This window comes from Crossiella cryophila (assembly GCF_014204915.1).
Lineage (GTDB): Bacteria > Actinomycetota > Actinomycetes > Mycobacteriales > Pseudonocardiaceae > Crossiella > Crossiella cryophila.
In genome coordinates this window covers 8298816-8315650 of sequence record NZ_JACHMH010000001.1, presented here as the reverse complement: position 1 = coordinate 8315650, position 16835 = coordinate 8298816, and the positions used below count along the sequence as shown (strand labels likewise).

General features: G+C 69.8%; 14 protein-coding genes. 8 read left to right on the top strand and 6 right to left on the bottom strand.

Annotation, left to right across the window (positions count from 1 at the left end):
- Window positions 1-180 precede the first annotated feature (180 nt).
- The 6 genes from HNR67_RS35645 (at window position 181) to HNR67_RS35620 (ending at window position 4804) form a co-directional block, all read left to right on the top strand.
- Window positions 181-1554 (top strand): amino acid permease, encoded by a 1374-nt coding sequence (locus HNR67_RS35645; protein ID WP_185011503.1) that lies wholly within the window; start codon window positions 181-183, stop codon window positions 1552-1554.
- Window positions 1555-1601: 47 nt separating this feature from the next.
- Entirely contained in the window at window positions 1602-2222 is a 621-nt protein-coding gene (gene pdxT / locus HNR67_RS35640; protein ID WP_185007162.1) for a pyridoxal 5'-phosphate synthase glutaminase subunit PdxT, read from the top strand.
- A gap of 48 nt (window positions 2223-2270) precedes the next feature.
- A complete protein-coding gene (locus HNR67_RS35635; RefSeq protein WP_185007160.1) occupies window positions 2271-3023 on the top strand; it encodes a YebC/PmpR family DNA-binding transcriptional regulator in 753 nt (250 codons plus the stop codon).
- 195 nt (window positions 3024-3218) lie between these two features.
- Entirely contained in the window at window positions 3219-3725 is a 507-nt protein-coding gene (locus HNR67_RS35630) for a DUF4262 domain-containing protein (RefSeq protein WP_185007158.1), read from the top strand.
- 57 nt (window positions 3726-3782) lie between these two features.
- Window positions 3783-4310 carry a DUF4262 domain-containing protein gene (locus tag HNR67_RS35625; protein WP_185007156.1) on the top strand — a complete coding sequence of 176 codons (528 nt, stop codon included), beginning with the start codon at window positions 3783-3785 and terminating at the stop codon, window positions 4308-4310.
- Window positions 4307-4804: a GNAT family N-acetyltransferase gene (locus HNR67_RS35620; RefSeq protein WP_185007154.1), complete on the top strand. Its 498-nt coding sequence runs from the start codon at window positions 4307-4309 to the stop codon at window positions 4802-4804. Before HNR67_RS35625 ends, HNR67_RS35620 begins: the two co-directional genes overlap by 4 nt.
- A gap of 178 nt (window positions 4805-4982) precedes the next feature.
- Here the strand turns inward: HNR67_RS35620 and HNR67_RS35615 are convergent, their stop codons facing one another.
- The 6 genes from HNR67_RS35615 to HNR67_RS35590 form a co-directional block, all read right to left on the bottom strand.
- On the bottom strand, window positions 4983-5384 hold the full coding sequence (locus HNR67_RS35615) for a pyridoxamine 5'-phosphate oxidase family protein (RefSeq protein ID WP_185007152.1): 402 nt from the start codon (window positions 5382-5384) through the stop codon (window positions 4983-4985).
- Window positions 5385-7235: 1851 nt separating this feature from the next.
- Entirely contained in the window at window positions 7236-8114 is an 879-nt protein-coding gene (locus tag HNR67_RS35610; protein ID WP_185007150.1) for a carbohydrate kinase family protein, read from the bottom strand.
- A 184-nt stretch (window positions 8115-8298) separates the two neighbouring features.
- The gene (locus tag HNR67_RS35605) at window positions 8299-9360 is read right to left on the bottom strand and encodes a serpin family protein (protein WP_185007147.1); all 1062 of its coding nucleotides are present in this window, start codon (window positions 9358-9360) and stop codon (window positions 8299-8301) included.
- A gap of 24 nt (window positions 9361-9384) precedes the next feature.
- Window positions 9385-10401, bottom strand: coding sequence for a serpin family protein (locus tag HNR67_RS35600; RefSeq protein ID WP_185007145.1), 1017 nt, complete (start codon window positions 10399-10401; stop codon window positions 9385-9387).
- A gap of 9 nt (window positions 10402-10410) precedes the next feature.
- On the bottom strand, window positions 10411-13839 hold the full coding sequence (locus HNR67_RS46490) for an NACHT and WD repeat domain-containing protein (protein ID WP_185007143.1): 3429 nt from the start codon (window positions 13837-13839) through the stop codon (window positions 10411-10413).
- A 24-nt stretch (window positions 13840-13863) separates the two neighbouring features.
- Window positions 13864-15489 carry an FAD-binding oxidoreductase gene (locus tag HNR67_RS35590; protein ID WP_185007141.1) on the bottom strand — a complete coding sequence of 542 codons (1626 nt, stop codon included), beginning with the start codon at window positions 15487-15489 and terminating at the stop codon, window positions 13864-13866.
- 160 nt (window positions 15490-15649) lie between these two features.
- Here HNR67_RS35590 and ruvC point away from each other — a divergent pair, with 160 nt between their 5' ends.
- A complete protein-coding gene (gene ruvC, locus HNR67_RS35585) occupies window positions 15650-16240 on the top strand; it encodes a crossover junction endodeoxyribonuclease RuvC (protein ID WP_185007139.1) in 591 nt (196 codons plus the stop codon).
- A 4-nt stretch (window positions 16241-16244) separates the two neighbouring features.
- Window positions 16245-16835 carry a Holliday junction branch migration protein RuvA gene (ruvA, locus tag HNR67_RS35580; RefSeq protein ID WP_185007137.1) on the top strand — a complete coding sequence of 197 codons (591 nt, stop codon included), beginning with the start codon at window positions 16245-16247 and terminating at the stop codon, window positions 16833-16835.

Here is a 16835-nt window from a genome sequence, read left to right as displayed (position 1 = left end):
CGTCCCCGCTTCAGAGGGCAACGGGGCCCGTTACGTGATTCCACAGTGTGGGCCCCGGATATCTATGTAATCGAGGATAGAGAGGGGCGCCGCGTGGCTTCCGCGCCGGAGCTCGACACCAAACCGGGACAGCCTGACGACGACGGCTACGTCAAGACGTTGTCCAACCGCCAGGTCCAGATGATCGCGATCGGCGGCGCCATCGGCGTCGGCCTGTTCCTGGGCGCCGGTGGCAGGCTCGCCACCTCCGGCCCAGGACTGGTCCTGGCCTACGCGGCCTGCGGCATCGCCGCGTTCTTCGTGATGCGCGCGCTGGGGGAGCTGGTCATGCACCGGCCCACCGCGGGCAGCTTCGTGGAGTACGCCCGAGAGTTCGTGGGCCCGTGGGCCGGCTTCACCAGCGGCTGGATGTACTGGGTCAACTGGGCCATGACCGGCATCGCGGAGATCACCGCGGTGGCCATCTACGTGCACCGCTGGCTGCCCGACGTGCCGCAGTGGATCACCGCGCTGGTCGCGCTGGCCGTGCTGCTGCTGGTCAACCTGCTGTCGGTGAAGCTGTTCGGCGAACTGGAGTTCTGGTTCTCCGTCATCAAGGTGCTGGCGATCATCGTCTTCCTGTTCACCGGCCTCGCGCTGGTGCTGACCTCGGCCGATGTCGGCGGGACGACCGCGTCGGTGTCCAACCTGACCGCGCACGAGGGCTTCCTGCCCAACGGCGTCGGCGTGGTGCTGATGAGCCTGCAGGCGGTCATCTTCGCCTACTCCGCGATCGAGCTGGTCGGCATCGCCGCCGGTGAGACCAAGGACCCGCGCAAGGTGCTGCCCAAGGCCATCAACGGCGTGGTCTGGCGGATCGGCATCTTCTACATCGGCTCGGTGCTGCTGCTGGCCATGGTGCTGCCGTGGACGCTGTACTCCGGCGCGGAGAGCCCGTTCGTCACCGTGTTCACCCGGCTGGGCATCCCCGGCGCGGGCGATGTGATGAACGCGGTCGTGCTGACCGCGGCGCTGTCCTCGTGCAACTCGGGGCTGTACTCCACCGGCCGCATCCTGCGCTCGCTGGCGCAGAAGGGCGAGGCGCCCAAGTTCACCGGCAAGATGTCCGCCCGGCACGTGCCCTACGGCGGCATCCTGTTCACCGCGATCGTCTACCTCTTCGGCGTGGTGCTGAACTACCTGGTGCCCAAGGAGGCATTCGACATCGCCATCGCGGTGGCCAGCCTCGGCGTGATCACCACCTGGATCACCCTGCTGTACTGCCAGATCCGGTTGCGCCGCAAGGCCGACAAGGGCGAGCTGCCGCGCAGCGAGTTCCGGATGCCGGGCGCGCCCTACACCAGCTGGCTCAGCATCGCCTTCCTGCTGCTGGTGCTGGTCCTGATGGCCTTCACCGAGGGCGCCGAGCGGATCGCGTTCTACTCGATGCCGGTCATCGCGCTGGTGCTGTTCGTGGGCTGGAAGTGGGTCAGCCGCCGCAACCAGGCGGCCGCCGCCACGGCGGGCCAGGCCAAGGAGAGCACCCCGGTTCGGGAGCCGATCGCGGGCGAATAAGCTGGTAGGACCAGCAAGCAACGGTTCCAGCAGTTCAGGAGTGCGCAGTGTCGGCAGCCCAGCCCGTGGTCGGAGTACTCGCCCTGCAGGGTGACGTGCGAGAGCACCTGGTGGCGCTCGCCGAATGCGATGTGCTGGCCCGCCCGGTCCGCCGGGTCGAGGAGCTGGCGCAGGTGCACGGGCTGGTCATCCCCGGTGGCGAGTCCACCACGATGAGCCGCCTGCTCACCAACTTCGAGCTGCTGGAACCGTTGCGTCTGCGGTTGAAGGAGGGCCTGCCCGCCTTCGGCTCCTGTGCTGGCATGATCATGCTCGCCAGCACGGTGCTCGACGGACGTCCGGACCAGCACCAGCTCGGCGCCGTGGACATGGTGGTCCGGCGGAACGCCTTCGGCCGCCAGGTCGACTCCTTCGAGGCCGACCTCGACGTCACCGGCATCGAGGGCGACCCGGTGCGCGCGGTCTTCATCCGCGCGCCGTGGGTGGAATCGGTCGGCGACGAGGTGGAAGTGCTCGCCACCGTGCCGGACGTCCCGGACTCCGGGGCGGCCGCCGGTAGGATCGTCGCCGTTCGACAGGGACGCGTGCTGGCAACCGCGTTCCACCCTGAACTGACCGGCGACGGGCGGGTGCACCGCCTGTTCGCGGACACCGTGCGCGCGGCCTGAGAAGCTGACGGGGAACGCGTCAACGGTGACGAGAGCGACGGAGGAGAGATGAGCGGCCACTCCAAGTGGGCCACCACCAAGCACAAGAAGGCCGCCCTCGACGCCAAGCGCGGCAAGCTGTTCGCGAAGCTGATCAAGAACATCGAGGTCGCCGCGCGGACCGGTGGGGGCGACCCCGAAGGCAACCCGACCCTCTTCGACGCCATCCAGAAGGCGAAGAAGAACTCGGTGCCCTCGGACAACATCGAGCGCGCCCGCAAGCGCGGCGGCGGTGAGGAAGCCGGCGGCGCCGACTGGCAGACCATCATGTACGAGGGCTACGGCCCCAACGGCGTGGCGGTCCTGGTCGAATGCCTCACCGACAACCGCAACCGGGCCGCCAGCGAGGTCCGGGTGGCCATGACCCGCAACCACGGCAACATGGCCGACCCCGGCTCGGTGTCCTACCTGTTCACCCGCAAGGGCGTCATCCTCGTGCCCAAGAACGACATGAGCGAGGACGACGTGCTCATGGCCGTGCTGGACGCGGGTGCCGAAGAGGTCAACGACCTGGGCGACAGCTTCGAGATCGTCTCCGAGGCCAGTGACATGGTCGCGGTCCGCACCGCACTGCAGGGCGCCGGCATCGACTACGACTCCGCCGACGCCAACTTCCTGCCCGCCATCAGCGTCGCACTCGACGCCGACGGCGCGCGGAAGGTCTTCCGGCTGATCGACGCCCTGGAGGACTGCGACGACGTGCAGAACGTGTTCGCGAACTTCGACGTGAGCGACGACGTGATGGCCGAGGTCGACGCGTAGGCGGTCCCCCTGGCCGGGCTTTCCGCGATGCCGCGCCCTCTCGCACCAGCGAGGCGGCGCGGCATTCGCCTGTGCCCGCCCCGCCCATGGACCCGGAGCCCGCGGAGCAGCCCGGCGGCGGGAGTTGGGAAATTGGGCCGAACGGCCTAGCCAACCCCCGCTCAACCGGCCTCCACCGGACGGCAGAATGACCCCATGCCGCCCCTGGAAACCGCCGACGACCAGCTCCGCCGCGAACTCCTCGCCTCCGCCGAGCAGCACGGCGCGGCCGTCGTGCACGTCCCCGAGGAGGAGGGCGCGGCCAACTTCGCCCTCTCCGTCGGCTGCTGGCGCCGCTTCGGCGCCCCCGAGGCCGTGGTCATCGGCCTGCCGGAGGAGGCGGCCACGCACGTCATCGGCGCCTACGTGGACCGCATCTCCCGCGGTGAGCGCTTCCCGCTCGGCAAGGTGTACAAGGACTTCCTGCCCGGCTGCCTGGTCACCTTCGAGAAGGTCAACCTGGGCTACTACCCGGAGTTCCTCGGCTTCGTCTTCCTCTTCCACCCCCAGGGCAACTTCCCGGCGATGCAGATCATCGTCACCACGCCCGAGGGTCACTGGCCGTGGCAGGAGGACGCCCCCGCCGGCTTCTTCGAGTGGCAGCCGGTGCTCACCGAATCCGGGTACCCCGAAAGTTGGACATCCGGCCCCGAAGGCCCCTGACTGTCGGCGGCTCGTGCGAACATATGTTCGAACGAGCCAACCGGAGGGACTTCAGGCATGTGCGACAGGTGCAACGGCGCCACCGCGGAAGACGTCCGCCGCGACCTGCTGAAACACGTCGCCGAACACGACTACGCCACCATCGCGGTACCGGCCGAGCGGGACCCGCTCACCGGCCTGCGCATCCCCGGCAGCCACCACACCGTCGGCCTGTGGGCCCTGCGCCACACCCCCGAGGTCATCATCCTGGGCGCCCCCGACCACCACGCCCGTGACCTGGTCCGCCGCTACGCCGAGCGAGCCGACGCCGGCGAACGCTTCGCCCCCGGCTACCGCTACGACGGCTTCATCGACGGCTACCAGATCACCTTCGAACACGTGGCCGAGGAGCACTACCCCGACTGGCTCCCCACCGCCCGAGCCCTCTACCCCGACAACGACTTCCCCACCCTGCAACTGCTCTGGCCCAAACACGACCACGCCTGGCCCTGGCAGGGCGGCTGCTACCGCTTCCACCGGGCCCAGCCGGTCCTCACCACCAGCGGCACCCCCGAAAGCTGGCTCCCCGGAGTGAACGGCCCATGAGAACCCCCACCCGCATCGCCCCCCTGCACCCCGACCACGCGGGCGAACTCCTCACCCTGCAACGCGCCGCCTTCGTCCCCGAAGCCCAGCGCTACCAGGAACCCTTCCTCCCCCCACTCCTGGACACCCTGGAACACCTCCACTCCCTGATCGCCAACCCCACCGTCCCCACCCTCGGCGCCTGGCAAGGCCACCGCCTGGTCGGAGCGGTCCGCGGCATGATCAAAGGCCCCCGCATGGAACTGGCCCGCCTGGCAGTAGCCCCCGACCGCCAAGCCCAAGGCATAGGCGGAGCCCTGATCCAAGCCCTGGAAAACGCCGCCCCACCCCAGATAACCACCCTCTGGCTGGCCACCGGAACCCAAAGCACAGAAGCCCTGACCCTGTACAAACGCCACGGCTACGTCCAGGTCTCCCAACACCCAGACACAGCAGGCATCCTCCTGACAATCCTGGAAAAACCCCGCCCCCAGCCAGAAAAACCCCACTCCTAGCCCGGAAGTCCCCGCTCCAGTCCGGAAGCCTCCGCTCCTAGCCTGGCAAACCCTCGCCCTAGTCCGGAAACTCCCGCCCCCGTCCCGGAAACCCCCATTCCGGAAGCCCTTCCCCGAGCCGGAACCCCCGCCCCGCCCCCGCCCGGCAAACCCCCACGCCCAGCCGGAACCCCCGCCCCTACCGGTTCCCCAACACCCGACTGACCACGATCTCCAACACCACCCGAGCCGGATTCTCCTTCGGCTGCCGATACCGCCGCGCATACCGAGCCACCGCCTCAGCCACCGACGCGGCATCGTCCCGCAACACAGCCCGCCCCTCCAGCGTCGACCAGTGCGCCCCCTCGAACTGACAAACCGCCACCGCCAACCCCGAGGCCCCCGCCCCAGCCACCAACCGAGCCTTCACCGAATGCCGAAAAGTGATCACCCGAGCAATCCCGCTCGCGAAGTCCACGGTCACCCCCACCGGCACCACATGCGGCCGCCCATCAGGCCGCACCGAACTCAACGACGCCAACCGCCGCTCAGTCCAGAACTCCGCAAACCCCACCCCACGCCCCACCAAATCAACACCCACCCCCAAACCCTATGCCGCCAGCTCAAGGCCCCACCCGCCCCACCCACACCCCGCCCGGCCGGCCGGCCATCCGAGCCAACGAGACCCAGTCAGCCCACTCGCGCCGGCCCTCCGCCCGTGCCCAGCCAGCGCCCAGCCCAGCCCGGCTTGATCACCCACCTCGATCGCCCGGCCCAGCCACCCGCGCCACTTGCCGTCTCGCCCGTCCCACCACGGGACCCCGAGCAGACGCCCGCTCCAAACCGGCCAGACCCCCGCGCCGGACAGGCCGCAGCCCAGACCTGAACCTGTTCAAGGCGATCAGGCCCCGCACCCAGCCTGCACAACCACGCACCTTCCGCGCACGCAGCGTGGCCCGGCAACGTCGACCACCCCGCCAACTCCCGCGCAAACGCCGCCAGCCCCGCACCGCCCCCAGACGCCCAAGCTGATCATCCAGGCCCAGGCCACCACCTGCCGCTGGCCACACCCGGCGCCCAGATTCTGGCCACGCCCGCCGCGCCGCGCTACGGCACCTCGCATCGCACGGTCAGCCACCCTGTCGCCAGCGCCAGTCACCCGATGCCCAGCTGCTCTTCTGCCACGAGTCGACCCGCAACCGGCCGACCCGCCGCATGGGCGACCACCCAGCTCACTTCGGGCCACCCAGCTCGCTTCGGGCCCCACACCGCCCAGCCTCGACCTGACCCGAGCCGCGTCCACGGGCCAGGCCGAGTCCGAGCCGAGCCGACTCGCCCGACCTGCCCACACCCTGCCGAACCGCCCGCGCGCACCCTGCCGACTCGCCCGACCTGTCGGCTCACCCGGGCCGTCTGCCGACTCGCCCAAGCCGACTGGCCCATCACCGTGCCGACCCATCCTCGCCTGGCCGCGCTCCGCCCCACTCCTGCTCGGACCCACCCCGGCTGGTCTCACCTCGGCCCGGACCCACCTCACCTCAGCCCGGACCCGTCTCGGCCCGGTCCGGACCCATCCCGACCCGGCTCACCCCGACTCGACCCGGCCCACTCCGACCGACCCGGCCCACCGAGCCCGCCCGTTCTCCCGCCCCGCCGCCGCTTCCTCTGCGGAACGCTTTTCGAGCCAAAAAGGTTGCCTTCCGGTCCAACCGAAGTTCAAACCACCCACCGTCAAACCCGATTATCCCAGCTCACAAGCCTAAGCCCACCAACCCACCCAACCAAACCCATGTTCCGCCCAACCCAGCCCCCAAACCCCCAAACCCCCAGGGAAGGCCCCCACCCCCGAAGGCCCTCACCCCCCCCGAAGGCCCTCAACCCCCACCCCCCGAAAGCCCCCGAGCCCACCCCCGAATCTTCTCAACATCCCCACCCAACACCCCAACCCGCGGATCCACCCCACACAACAACGTCGCCACCCCCACCCGAGCCCGCTCAAACCCACCCCGCCCCCGAGCCACCCCCGGATCCCCGAACTCATCATCCAGCCAAGCCACCGCCCGCCCCGCCGCGTACTCAGCCACCGCCGCCCACTTCCAACCCCCACCCGAACGCCACACCCCATCCACCGCCCCCAGATCAGCATCCGGAAACGTGATCACCGGCAACGACGGCAGCCCGATCGCAGGCCCGATCCGGGTGTTCGCCTCATGCATCCACGTCGTGCACCAGGTCAGCTCCAGCCCGGTTTCCGCCGCAAGATCCAGCAACATCGGTCCATGCGCCGGATTGAGCCACACCCGAAGGCCCTTGTGCCGGCGGACATCCCGACCAGTCAGCCAAGCGCCGCCGCTCGTCAGCCGGAATGTCTGGAACCCGGGTGGTCGCAGGTGGGCCTTTTCCGCGTAGGGGTTCAGCGGGCCGTCGACGTCCAGTAACAACAGTCCTCGGCTCAGCAGACCTTGCCTTCCGTGGAGTCCTTGCGGCAGCGCAGCAACGCGGTGGCCGCGGCCACGCCGGCCTCGGTGGCTCGGCGTGGGTCGGCTGGGGCCTCGATCATGCTGGCCACGGCCGCGGCGAAGAAGACGTCGCCGGCGCCGGTGGTGTCGACCGCGTCGACGGCGGTGGTGCCGACCGCTCCCGAGTTGCCGTTGTGCCAGAACTGGGCGCCTGCCGAACCTTGGGTTTCCGCACGCAGGGCTTCGGCTCTGGTGCGGTCTCGTAATGTCCTTGGCGCTACCGCTCGTTCCAGGAAAAGGCGTTCTCGGGTGGAGAAGGTCAGGACTGAGGCGGTGGAGAGGAGTCGGTGGACCAGGCCGCCGGGGTAGGCGTCGGGGTCGTCCTTGACCGTCCAGGCCAGGTGTTGGTCTGGGCGGAGGAGGTCGAGGATCTCGACGGTGACGGGGCGGGGGCCTACCAGCAGGCAGACCCAGTCGCTCTCGGCGATGACGGTGCGCTGGGTCTCGGTCAGGGACTGGGGGACCGGCTCGCCGGGGTCGTAGACGGTGACGACCTGTTCGTCGGGGGCGTAGAACAGGTAGTTCGACGGGGTTCGGTCGCCGCTCTGGTCCACCCCGGACACGTCGACGCCCCAGGCGGCGAGGCGGTCGGTGTAGGCCGTGCCGAAGGCGTCCTGGCCGACCCAGGTGACCGCGCGGACGTCGTGCCCGGCCTCGGTCAGGCCCTCGGCGGCGTAGGTGATGCCGCCCAGGTGGGGCCAGGGGTGAGACAGGCGGCGGCGGACCAGGGTGGTGCCGGTCGCCGCCAGGAACGGGTCTGTTTCCATGGCGTGGTCGACACTCGCGTAGCCGATCACCGCTACTCGCGGCACGTGGTCTCCCGGCGGGCTCCGTGACGGTGGACGTTTCAACGTAGCGTGCCGCCGTTTCCGGGGTTCACCGATTCCCCAGGACTTCGCGATTCTCGATCCGCTCTTGCCCGAAGCGACTGGTCAGGCTTCCCCCTGCCGCGGGTAATCCTGCCGGGCAGGGGCCGAAAGTCGGGTCGGACCGCGATCAGGGACGCGCCACCCTGGCCAGGAAGTAGGGCGCGCCGCTTTCCTGGTGCCGCACCAGGAACAGGAACGGCCGGTCCACCCGCACCTCCAGGGGTGGCTCCGGTTCCAGTTCCAGGGAGACCGCGCCGAACATCACCGCGGTCACCGCCGCCCCTTCCAGGCCCTGCTCGTCCACGTCCAGCACCGCCTGGTGCAGTGCCGCGGTGACCGCCACCCGTTCCTCGGTCAGCTCGCCCAGGTCCGCGTCCTCGCCGAACACGGTGCGCACGCCCAGTTCGCCGAGCGGATCGGCCAGCTCCAGCCGCGAGGACACCTTGAACCGCGGCAGGAACAGCTCCACCTCCCGGTACACCCCGGAGCCCACCAGCGCGTCCAGCAGTTCCGCGTCCAGCCTCGCCGCGTCCAGGTCACCGTCGGGCAGCAGCACCACGGCCTCGGTGCCGCCGTCGGCGGGCAGCACCACCGACTGCCAGCCGCCCAGCGCCTTGTGCCGCAGCTTCCCGCCGCGACTCATCGTCGGCACCGACACGGTGCCGCCCGGCGCGTGGAACGGCAGCGCGGCCGTCCGGTCGGCGTCCCGGAACGGCGTGAGCCAGCCGACCTTGAGGTAGAGCGCGTTCACCAGCGCCACCAGGGTGTCCGCCGTGATCGCCCCGGCCGGCACCGCCTGGGTGATCAGCCCGCGGGTGATCTCGGCGACGTCGGCGTTGATCACCCCGCGGGCCACCTCCGGCGCCGCCCGCAACGCCAGCTCGCGAACCCGCGCCCCCGGCCATCCGGCCAGTCGCGCCAGGAAGTCCTCGTGCACCGCGACCCCGTCGTCCACCCACAACGTGCTGGTCACCGCGGCCGTCCCGGCCCACAGTTCAGCGGCCCCCGCGACCCGTTCGAGCAGCTTCGCCGGCTCCCCGATCAACTCGACGATCTCCGCCCGGGACCGTCCCCTGGCCGCCTCGGCGACCAGGCCCAGCGCGGTCGCGACGGAGTACGGCGACCAGCACGCGTTGGTGTCGGCAGGACCGGAGAGCGCCCGATGCAGGGCCAGCGTGAACTCGTGCACGCCGCCACGCTAGCCGCGAACCCGCTACCCGGCAGCCGGATCGGTCACGGTCGCGACGAAGTAGGGCACCCCGGTGTCGGCGTGCCGCACCAGCACCACGAACGGCCGATCCACCAGCACTGACACCTCCGGTTCCAGGGGCACCCGCCGCCCCCGCGTGGTGATCACCGTGACCGCCGCTCCCTCCAGGCCCTGCTCGTCCACGCTCAGCACCGCCTGGTGCAGCACCGCCGACACCGAGGCCCCCGCCGAGGTCAGTTTCGCCAGCCCAGCCCCGAAAACCTCCCGGATCCCCACACCCCGCAACGCCTCCTCCAACCGAACCCGCGCCCCCGCCCGGAACCGCGGCAGCACCAGCTCCACCACCCGGCTGTCCTCGATCTCCAACGGCACCCCGGCGAGATCCCCGATCTCCCCGTCCGGCACCGCCACCACCACCTCGACGCCACCCTCGGCGGGCACGACCACCACCCGCCACCCGTCCCGTTCGAGGTAGCCCAGCCGCGCCCGCACCCGCATCATCGGCACAGGCACTTCCGCGACCGGCGTACGGAACGGCAAGTCCCCAACGGCGGTGAACACGGTCCGCCAGGCCGCCCGGAGATACAGCGCGTTCACCAGCACCACCAACGTTTCCGGCCCGATCATCCCGGGCGGAACCGCCTCCGGAATCAGCCCGCAGGTCGTCTCGGCGACGTCGCCGTTGATCACGCCCCGCGCCTGCTCAGGCTGGCTTCGCAGGGGTGCGACCCGCACGTGCTCCGCGCCGACGGCCGCGAGGTACTCGTCCAGGATCGGCACGCCGGTATCGGCCCACACGGTGCTGCTCACCGCCAGCGTCGGACCCGGTGACAGCTCGGCGGCCTTGGCGAGCAGGTCGCGGGGGTCGCCGAGGGCGTGGCGGAGTTCCTCGTGGGCGGTGCCGGTGGTGGCGTCGAGCAGCAGGCTCAGGGCGGCGGCGACGGAGTAGGGCGACCAGCAGGGGTTTGGTTCGGCGGGGCGGGGGAGGGTGCGGTGCAGGTCGAGGGTGAACGGCAGCATGGCCGCAGGCTACGAGGTCAGGCCGAACCGGACCCGCTCTTCGGCGGTCAGCTCCCGGGCGTTGGCGATGGCCAGCAGGGCGGCGGGGTCCTCGACCGGGGTCCAGGTCAGCAGCACGCCGTCGCGGTTGAGCACCCGGATCGTGTGGTCGTCGTACCAGCCTGCCTCGATGACCTGGCCGTGCGTGGTGAGGGCGGCCAGTTCGTCGCCGGTGTCCGCGTCCCAGATGCGCAGGTCATCGGCATGACTCAGGATTCGCCTGCCATCCGGTGACCAGTCGAGGAACCCGACCGTGGACGTGAGGCTGGTGCTCGCGCTGTGACCCGCCCGGGTAGCCACGTCCCAGCAGCGGATGGCCCGGTCCGTGCCCGCTCCGGCCAGCAGCCTGCCGTCCGGTGACCAGCTGAGCTGGCTGACACCTGCCACCGCCTCGATCACCCCAACGCGCTCCCGTGCGGACAGTGACCACACCTCGATGGAGTGCGAGCCATCGAACACGGCGAGCCGGTCATTGTCCGGAGACCAGGCGAGCGGGCCGCCTTGGCCCGTGGTGGCGAAGGACGCGATTGGTTCCTGGTGGTCCATCGACCACACCAGCACCTCGGACGGACCGCTGGCCGGACGCTCGTTCCGGCGGGCTGCCAAGTGTCGCCCATCCTGTGACCAGGCCAGGAACGCACCATTCCGATTGCCCAGCGGGTAGCGTCGCAGGATCTGGTGCGTTGTCGCCGACCACACGACCACCGTTCCGTTGTACGTGGCTGCGACCAGTCCGGTGGCCGCCGACCAGATGAGTGCCTGCCGCCACTGGTCAATCGGATAGGGAAGCTGTATCCACTCCGCGGGTGTCCAGCCAGCCAGCACGACACCGCTCGAGTTGTACTGGGACAGCGCAAGACGAGAAGGGTCCGGGTGGCTGGCCGCCACGGCGAGTTTGCCACCCCGGCCGACCGCCAGGTCGCCGGTCGCGATGTCCCAGATCGTGGCCGAGTCCGCGTTTCCCATGAACGCCAGCACTGTGCCGGAAGCTGACCAGCACAGCAGTGTTTCCCTGCTCCGCTGATGATGGCCCAGTGTGCTGAGGTCCGCGGCGTTCAGCAGTTGGATGTCCCCCATGGAGGTCCTGACCATCGCGATCACCGATCCGGCCGGTGACCAGGAAACCCGGGTTGTACCAGGGGAATCCAGGGTCTCCTCGGCAGACGTGCGCAGGTCAAGGATGATCAGTGTGTTGATCAGTTGCCGAGCAGGCCGATCGCTTACCAATATGGCCAGTCGATCGCCGGTCGGCGACCAGGTCAGGTCGTTCACCCGGTAGGTCCACCGCGTGGACACAATGGTCCAGGACGAGGTTTCCAGGATGGTCACCGTGCCCTCGCCGCCCAACGCGATCAGCGTGTCATCCGGTGACCAGCTAACGGCGTGGATGTGTTTCGCGGCCACTCGCCTGCCTGTGCACGGACCGTCTTCTCGAATCGTCCACACCTGTGCCCCGGAGTGCTCGGACCAGGCGAACAGGCGGGAACTGTCGTTGGACCAGCGGAAGTTGATGGAATGCTCATCACTCAGAGTCGGTGCGATCCACCGGCCGTCCGTTCTCGACCAGACTCCTCTCGCGCCGGCGTATTCGCCGAGCACGATTTTGCTGCCGTCCGGGGAAAGTTCGGCGCGATACGGGTTGGCCAACGGAAGATCGGCGGTCTCCACCAGGTCGCCAGCGCGGTTCCAGACGCACTCGAGGCCGTCCGACCCGACGGTCAGCAGGCGACTCTCGTTGGCCAGCCACGCCATTGCCAGGATTCCCCCGGTGTGTCCCAAGGGAAACCGCTTGCGGGCGGGTTCGGCCAGCAGCCCCCACAGTGACAGGACCGCCGCTGGTGACGCCGATTCGCGTACCGCCGCGGCGGCGATTGATCGGGCCAGTTCGATATCGCTGTCGCGGTGTTGTCGGGCCCAAGATGCCGCCTGCCTCGCTCGAATTCCGGCGGAAAGTCGTTGGGCGACTTGGGAAGCGGCGATGAACTCGGCCACCACGCCATCCGCGGCCGTCCCCGTGGCGAGCACAAGTGCCTGCCCGCGAAGCAGATCATCGTCCCGTCGCTCGACCGCCCAAGCCCGCGCCTGACTGTTCAACAACGCCAACCGGCGAAGGCGGTCCTCGTTCTCGATGATCAGGTCGTGTAGCCAGGACCATTGGCGCAGCAAGGCATCGTGCGCCAAGTCGAAGGACTTACCATCGTCCGCCTCGACCAAAAGCCGGGCCGCCCGGAACTCATCGGCGATGCGAAACCCGGTGGTGTCCAGGTCGGCGGTGAATACAGCCCGCCGAGTGGGTTCCCTCCCCTCCCACGAGACGAACCGCAGCAATGTCGCCTCGATCTCCGCATCCGGATGTACCGCGGCCAGCGCAAGCCTGACCTCATCCGCATGCCGAGCAATCGCCCCGCCAACCCGACCAGCCCGGTCGTACGCCTCAACCGTGATGACTTTGGCGCCGGACAACCGCTGCAACAAATGCCCCAGCAGCGGCAACGCATCCCCAACCGTCGCCTCCGAGACCATCTGCCCGACTAGCCCAGCCTCGAAGTCGATGCCAGCCGCCTGGGCAGGCCCGACGATCACCTGAAGTATCGACCGAGGTGTCAGGTGGCCGACCGCATACGGGCGCGCAAACAGTCGGTTCGCCGAGAAAATCCCATACGCATCCGGCCGCAACGCGACCAGCACGTGCAGATTCGGCTGAGCCGCCAACACCGCCTCGATCAGGCTGACGAACAACGTCCGCTCAGCCTCCGGCACCCGGGTCAGGTCCTCCCACTGGTCAATCACCAGCAGACAGCGGGTCCCGGCCAAACGAGCGGCCAGATCAGTCGGCGGACGCTGGGGGAGTTGGGCCGCTTCGTCCCGCAGCAACCGGGCGCACCGACTCCGATCAGTGGCAGTCAACGCCGAAGCCAACGCCCCGAACGGATCCGGCCCAGGTTCCACCGGCCCGAAGACGGTCCATCGGGAGTTCAGCCCGGCCAGCACACCCGCCTGGATCAGCGACGACTTGCCAGTACCGGACGGCCCGACCAACGGCACGAACCGGTGCGCCGGATCGCCACCAGACCGAGCGAGGCGCTCCAGGAGTTCGCGGGTTTCGTTGTCGCGCCCGAAGAACACCGCGGCCCGATCAGCGGTGAAGGACTCCAACCCGGGGTAAGGACTGCCGTCGTGCCACACGCGATGCCGGGTGGCCAAGTGGCGGCGGAGGTGTTCGGCCAGGTAGATCGCCAAGATCAACGCGGGCAGCCACACCCAGGCATACCGGGCCACTGGTTGCAGCGGAGACCACCAGTTGTCCGGGGCCGAGGTGACCAGGTTGGTGCCCAGACCCAGCAGCACGCCCAGGAACAGCGGGAGCAGGTCGAGCGGGTGGTGGTCACCTCGGCGCACCGGGTTGAGGCTACGACACCGGGGTCACGGCAGGCGGATGGACAGGGCGTGGTGGAAGACGTTTCGCGGGTCCCACTTGGCCTTGACCTGCTGCAACCTCGGGTAGTTGCCCTTGTAGAACAGCTCGTGCCATGGCACGCCGGAGGTGTTCCAGGCCGGGTCGGCCATGTCGATGTCGGGGTAGTTGATGTAGCAGCCGTCGTTGGCGGCGTTGGGGACCGGGACGCCGCCGGTGTCGGCGTAGAGGTCGCGGAAGAGTTCGCGGACGCGGCGGATCTCCAGGGCCTCCTGGGCGGGGTCGGGCCAGTAGGTGATGAAGGTGGCCTTGAGGATGGAGTCGCGTTGCGGCATGGCGGTGGCCTCGGGGGCGACCGTGTTCACCTTGCCGCCGAAGGACAACAGCCACAGCATCGGCGGCGGGCTGGTGCCCTCGGGGGCCTTGGCCTTGGTGATGTGCCGGTAGGCGATGCGGGCCTGTTCGTCGGTGTAGCGCTTGCGCAGGTAGGCCGATTTCTGTTTGTAGCGCCCGGATTCCTGGTTGGTGCCCGAGGACAGCGCGCTGGTCAGCCAGGTCCGGCGTTCGGGCGGGAGCACGTGCACGCCCTTGTCCACCCCGGCGGTGACCGCGGCGAAATAGTCGGCGAGGAGCTTGTCCGCGTTGGGCACGGTGGCGTCGAGCTGGCCGGTGAAGATGAACCCGCCCTGGTGCGCGCCCTCGGTCGGGCAGGGCACCAGGAAGGCCGACCACAGCGAGGCGTACGGGGAGTCCGCGCCCTTGTGCTGCTCCATGAACTCGCCGTAGTTGCGCATCAGCCGGACGAAGCGGGTCTCGTCGATCTCCGCCCAGCCGCACAGCGCCACCCCGGTCAGCACCGCGGGAGCCGGTTTCGGCAGCAACTTCGTGGGGTCATTGCCCTTGGCCTTGGGGTCGCGCATCCAGTACCGGGTGACCACGCCGAAATTGCCGCCGCCGCCACCGGTGTGCGCCCACCACAGGTCCCGGTTGGGGTCGTGCGGCTCGCGGGTGGCGACCACCGCTCGGGCGGTGCCGTCCTTGTCCACGACCACCACCTCCACCGCGTGCAGGTAGTCCACCATCACGCCCAGCTTGCGGGACTGCGGGCCGTAACCGCCGCCCTGGATGTGCCCGCCGACGCCGACCTCCCCGCACTCCCCGCCCGGCACGGTCACACCCCAGCCCAGGTACAGCGTCTTGTACACCTCGCGCAGGGTGGCGCCCGCCTCGATGGCGAAGGCGTTGCGGCGCGGGTCGAAGTACACGTCGTGGAACTGGGACAGGTCGATGATCACCTGCGCGCCGTCGCCGACGAAGTCCTCGCAGGAGTGGCCGCCGCCGCGCACGGTGATCCGCTTGCCCGCGCGCACCGCCTCCTGCACCGCGCGCACCACCTGCTCGGTCGAACCGACCAGCTGGAAGGCTTCCGGACTCGGGCGGAAGCGGACGTTGATCCCCTTGATCCGCAGGTCCTCATACCTCGGGTCGCCCGGCCGCACCGTCACCGGGCCCAGCGGCGGATGACCACCACCGGCCGCCTCCGCCGGGGCCGCCGCGGCCACCCCGCCGGTGGCCGCCAGGCCGCCGACCGCGGCGGCTCCGGCCAGGAAGCCACGTCTGCTGACATCATTCATCTCAAGAACCCCCAAGAGATCCAATGCGATCGCATTGCAACGCCGACGGTACCCAGTCGCCGGGTGACTGTCCACGAAATCGCGTGTCACCCGCCCGGGGAATCGGCTCGCCCTCTAGGGTTCGAACGAGTGTTCGCCAGTTGATCGGGAGTTGGTCTGCGTGCGCGTGCTGGGAGTGGACCCCGGCCTGACCCGCTGCGGCATCGCCGTGGTCGACGGCGGCACCGGCCGCAGCGTCCGCGCCATCGCCGTGGACGTCATCCGCACCCCGGTCGACGCCCCACTGGCCGTGCGGCTGATGCAGATCGCCGACGCCGCCGAACTCTGGCTCGATCGCTACCGCCCGGACGTCATCTCGGTGGAACGGGTCTTCAGCCAGCACAACGTGCGCACCGCCATGGGCACCGCGCAGGCGGGCGGGGTGATCGCGCTGTGCGCGGCCCGCCGCGACCTGCCGGTGGCCTTCCACACCCCCAGCGAGATGAAGGCCGCGCTCACCGGATCCGGCCGGGCGGACAAGGCCCAGGTCACCGCCATGGTCACCAAGGTCCTCGGGCTCACCGAGGCGCCGAAACCGGCTGACGCCGCCGACGCGCTCGGCCTGGCCATCTGCCACATCTGGCGCGCGCCCATGCAGTCCCGGCTGGCCGAGGCCCAGGCCAGGGCCGCCCAGCTCGCCCAGGCGCACAAGGCCCGGCTCGCCGCCGCGGCCAGGACGGCGGCCAAGCCCGCCCGGACAAGGAACAAGTGATCACGTGATTTCCTCGGTACGCGGCCAGGTGCTCGCCATCAGCCTCGACCACGCCGTCATCGAGGTCGGCGGGGTCGGGCTCGCGGTGCGCACCACCCCCGCCACCCTGGCCACCCTGCGCCGCGGGGAGGAGGCCCGGCTGTCCACCACGCTGGTCGTGCGCGAGGACTCCCTCACCCTGTTCGGCTTCGCCACCGACGAGGCCCGCGAACTCTTCGGTCTGCTGCAGACCGTCACCGGCGTCGGCCCCAAACTCGCCCTGGCCGTGCTCGCCGTGCTCGAACCGGACAAGCTGTGCGCCGCGCTGGCCGAGGGCAACATCACCGTGCTCACCCAGGTCCCCGGCGTCGGCCGCAAGGGCGCCGAACGCCTGGTCATCGAACTGCGGGACAAGGTCGGCGCGCTGCTGCCCAGCGCCAGCCTGCCCGGCGTCGACCACGACCAGGTCCGCGGCCAGGTGGTGGAAGCCCTCCTCGGCCTCGGCTTCCCGGCCAAACAGGCCGAGGCGGCGGTGGAGTCCGTGCTCGCCGACGGCGGTGGCGACACCGCCACCGTGCTGCGCCAGGCCCTGGCCGGGCTCGGACGCAAGAAGTAA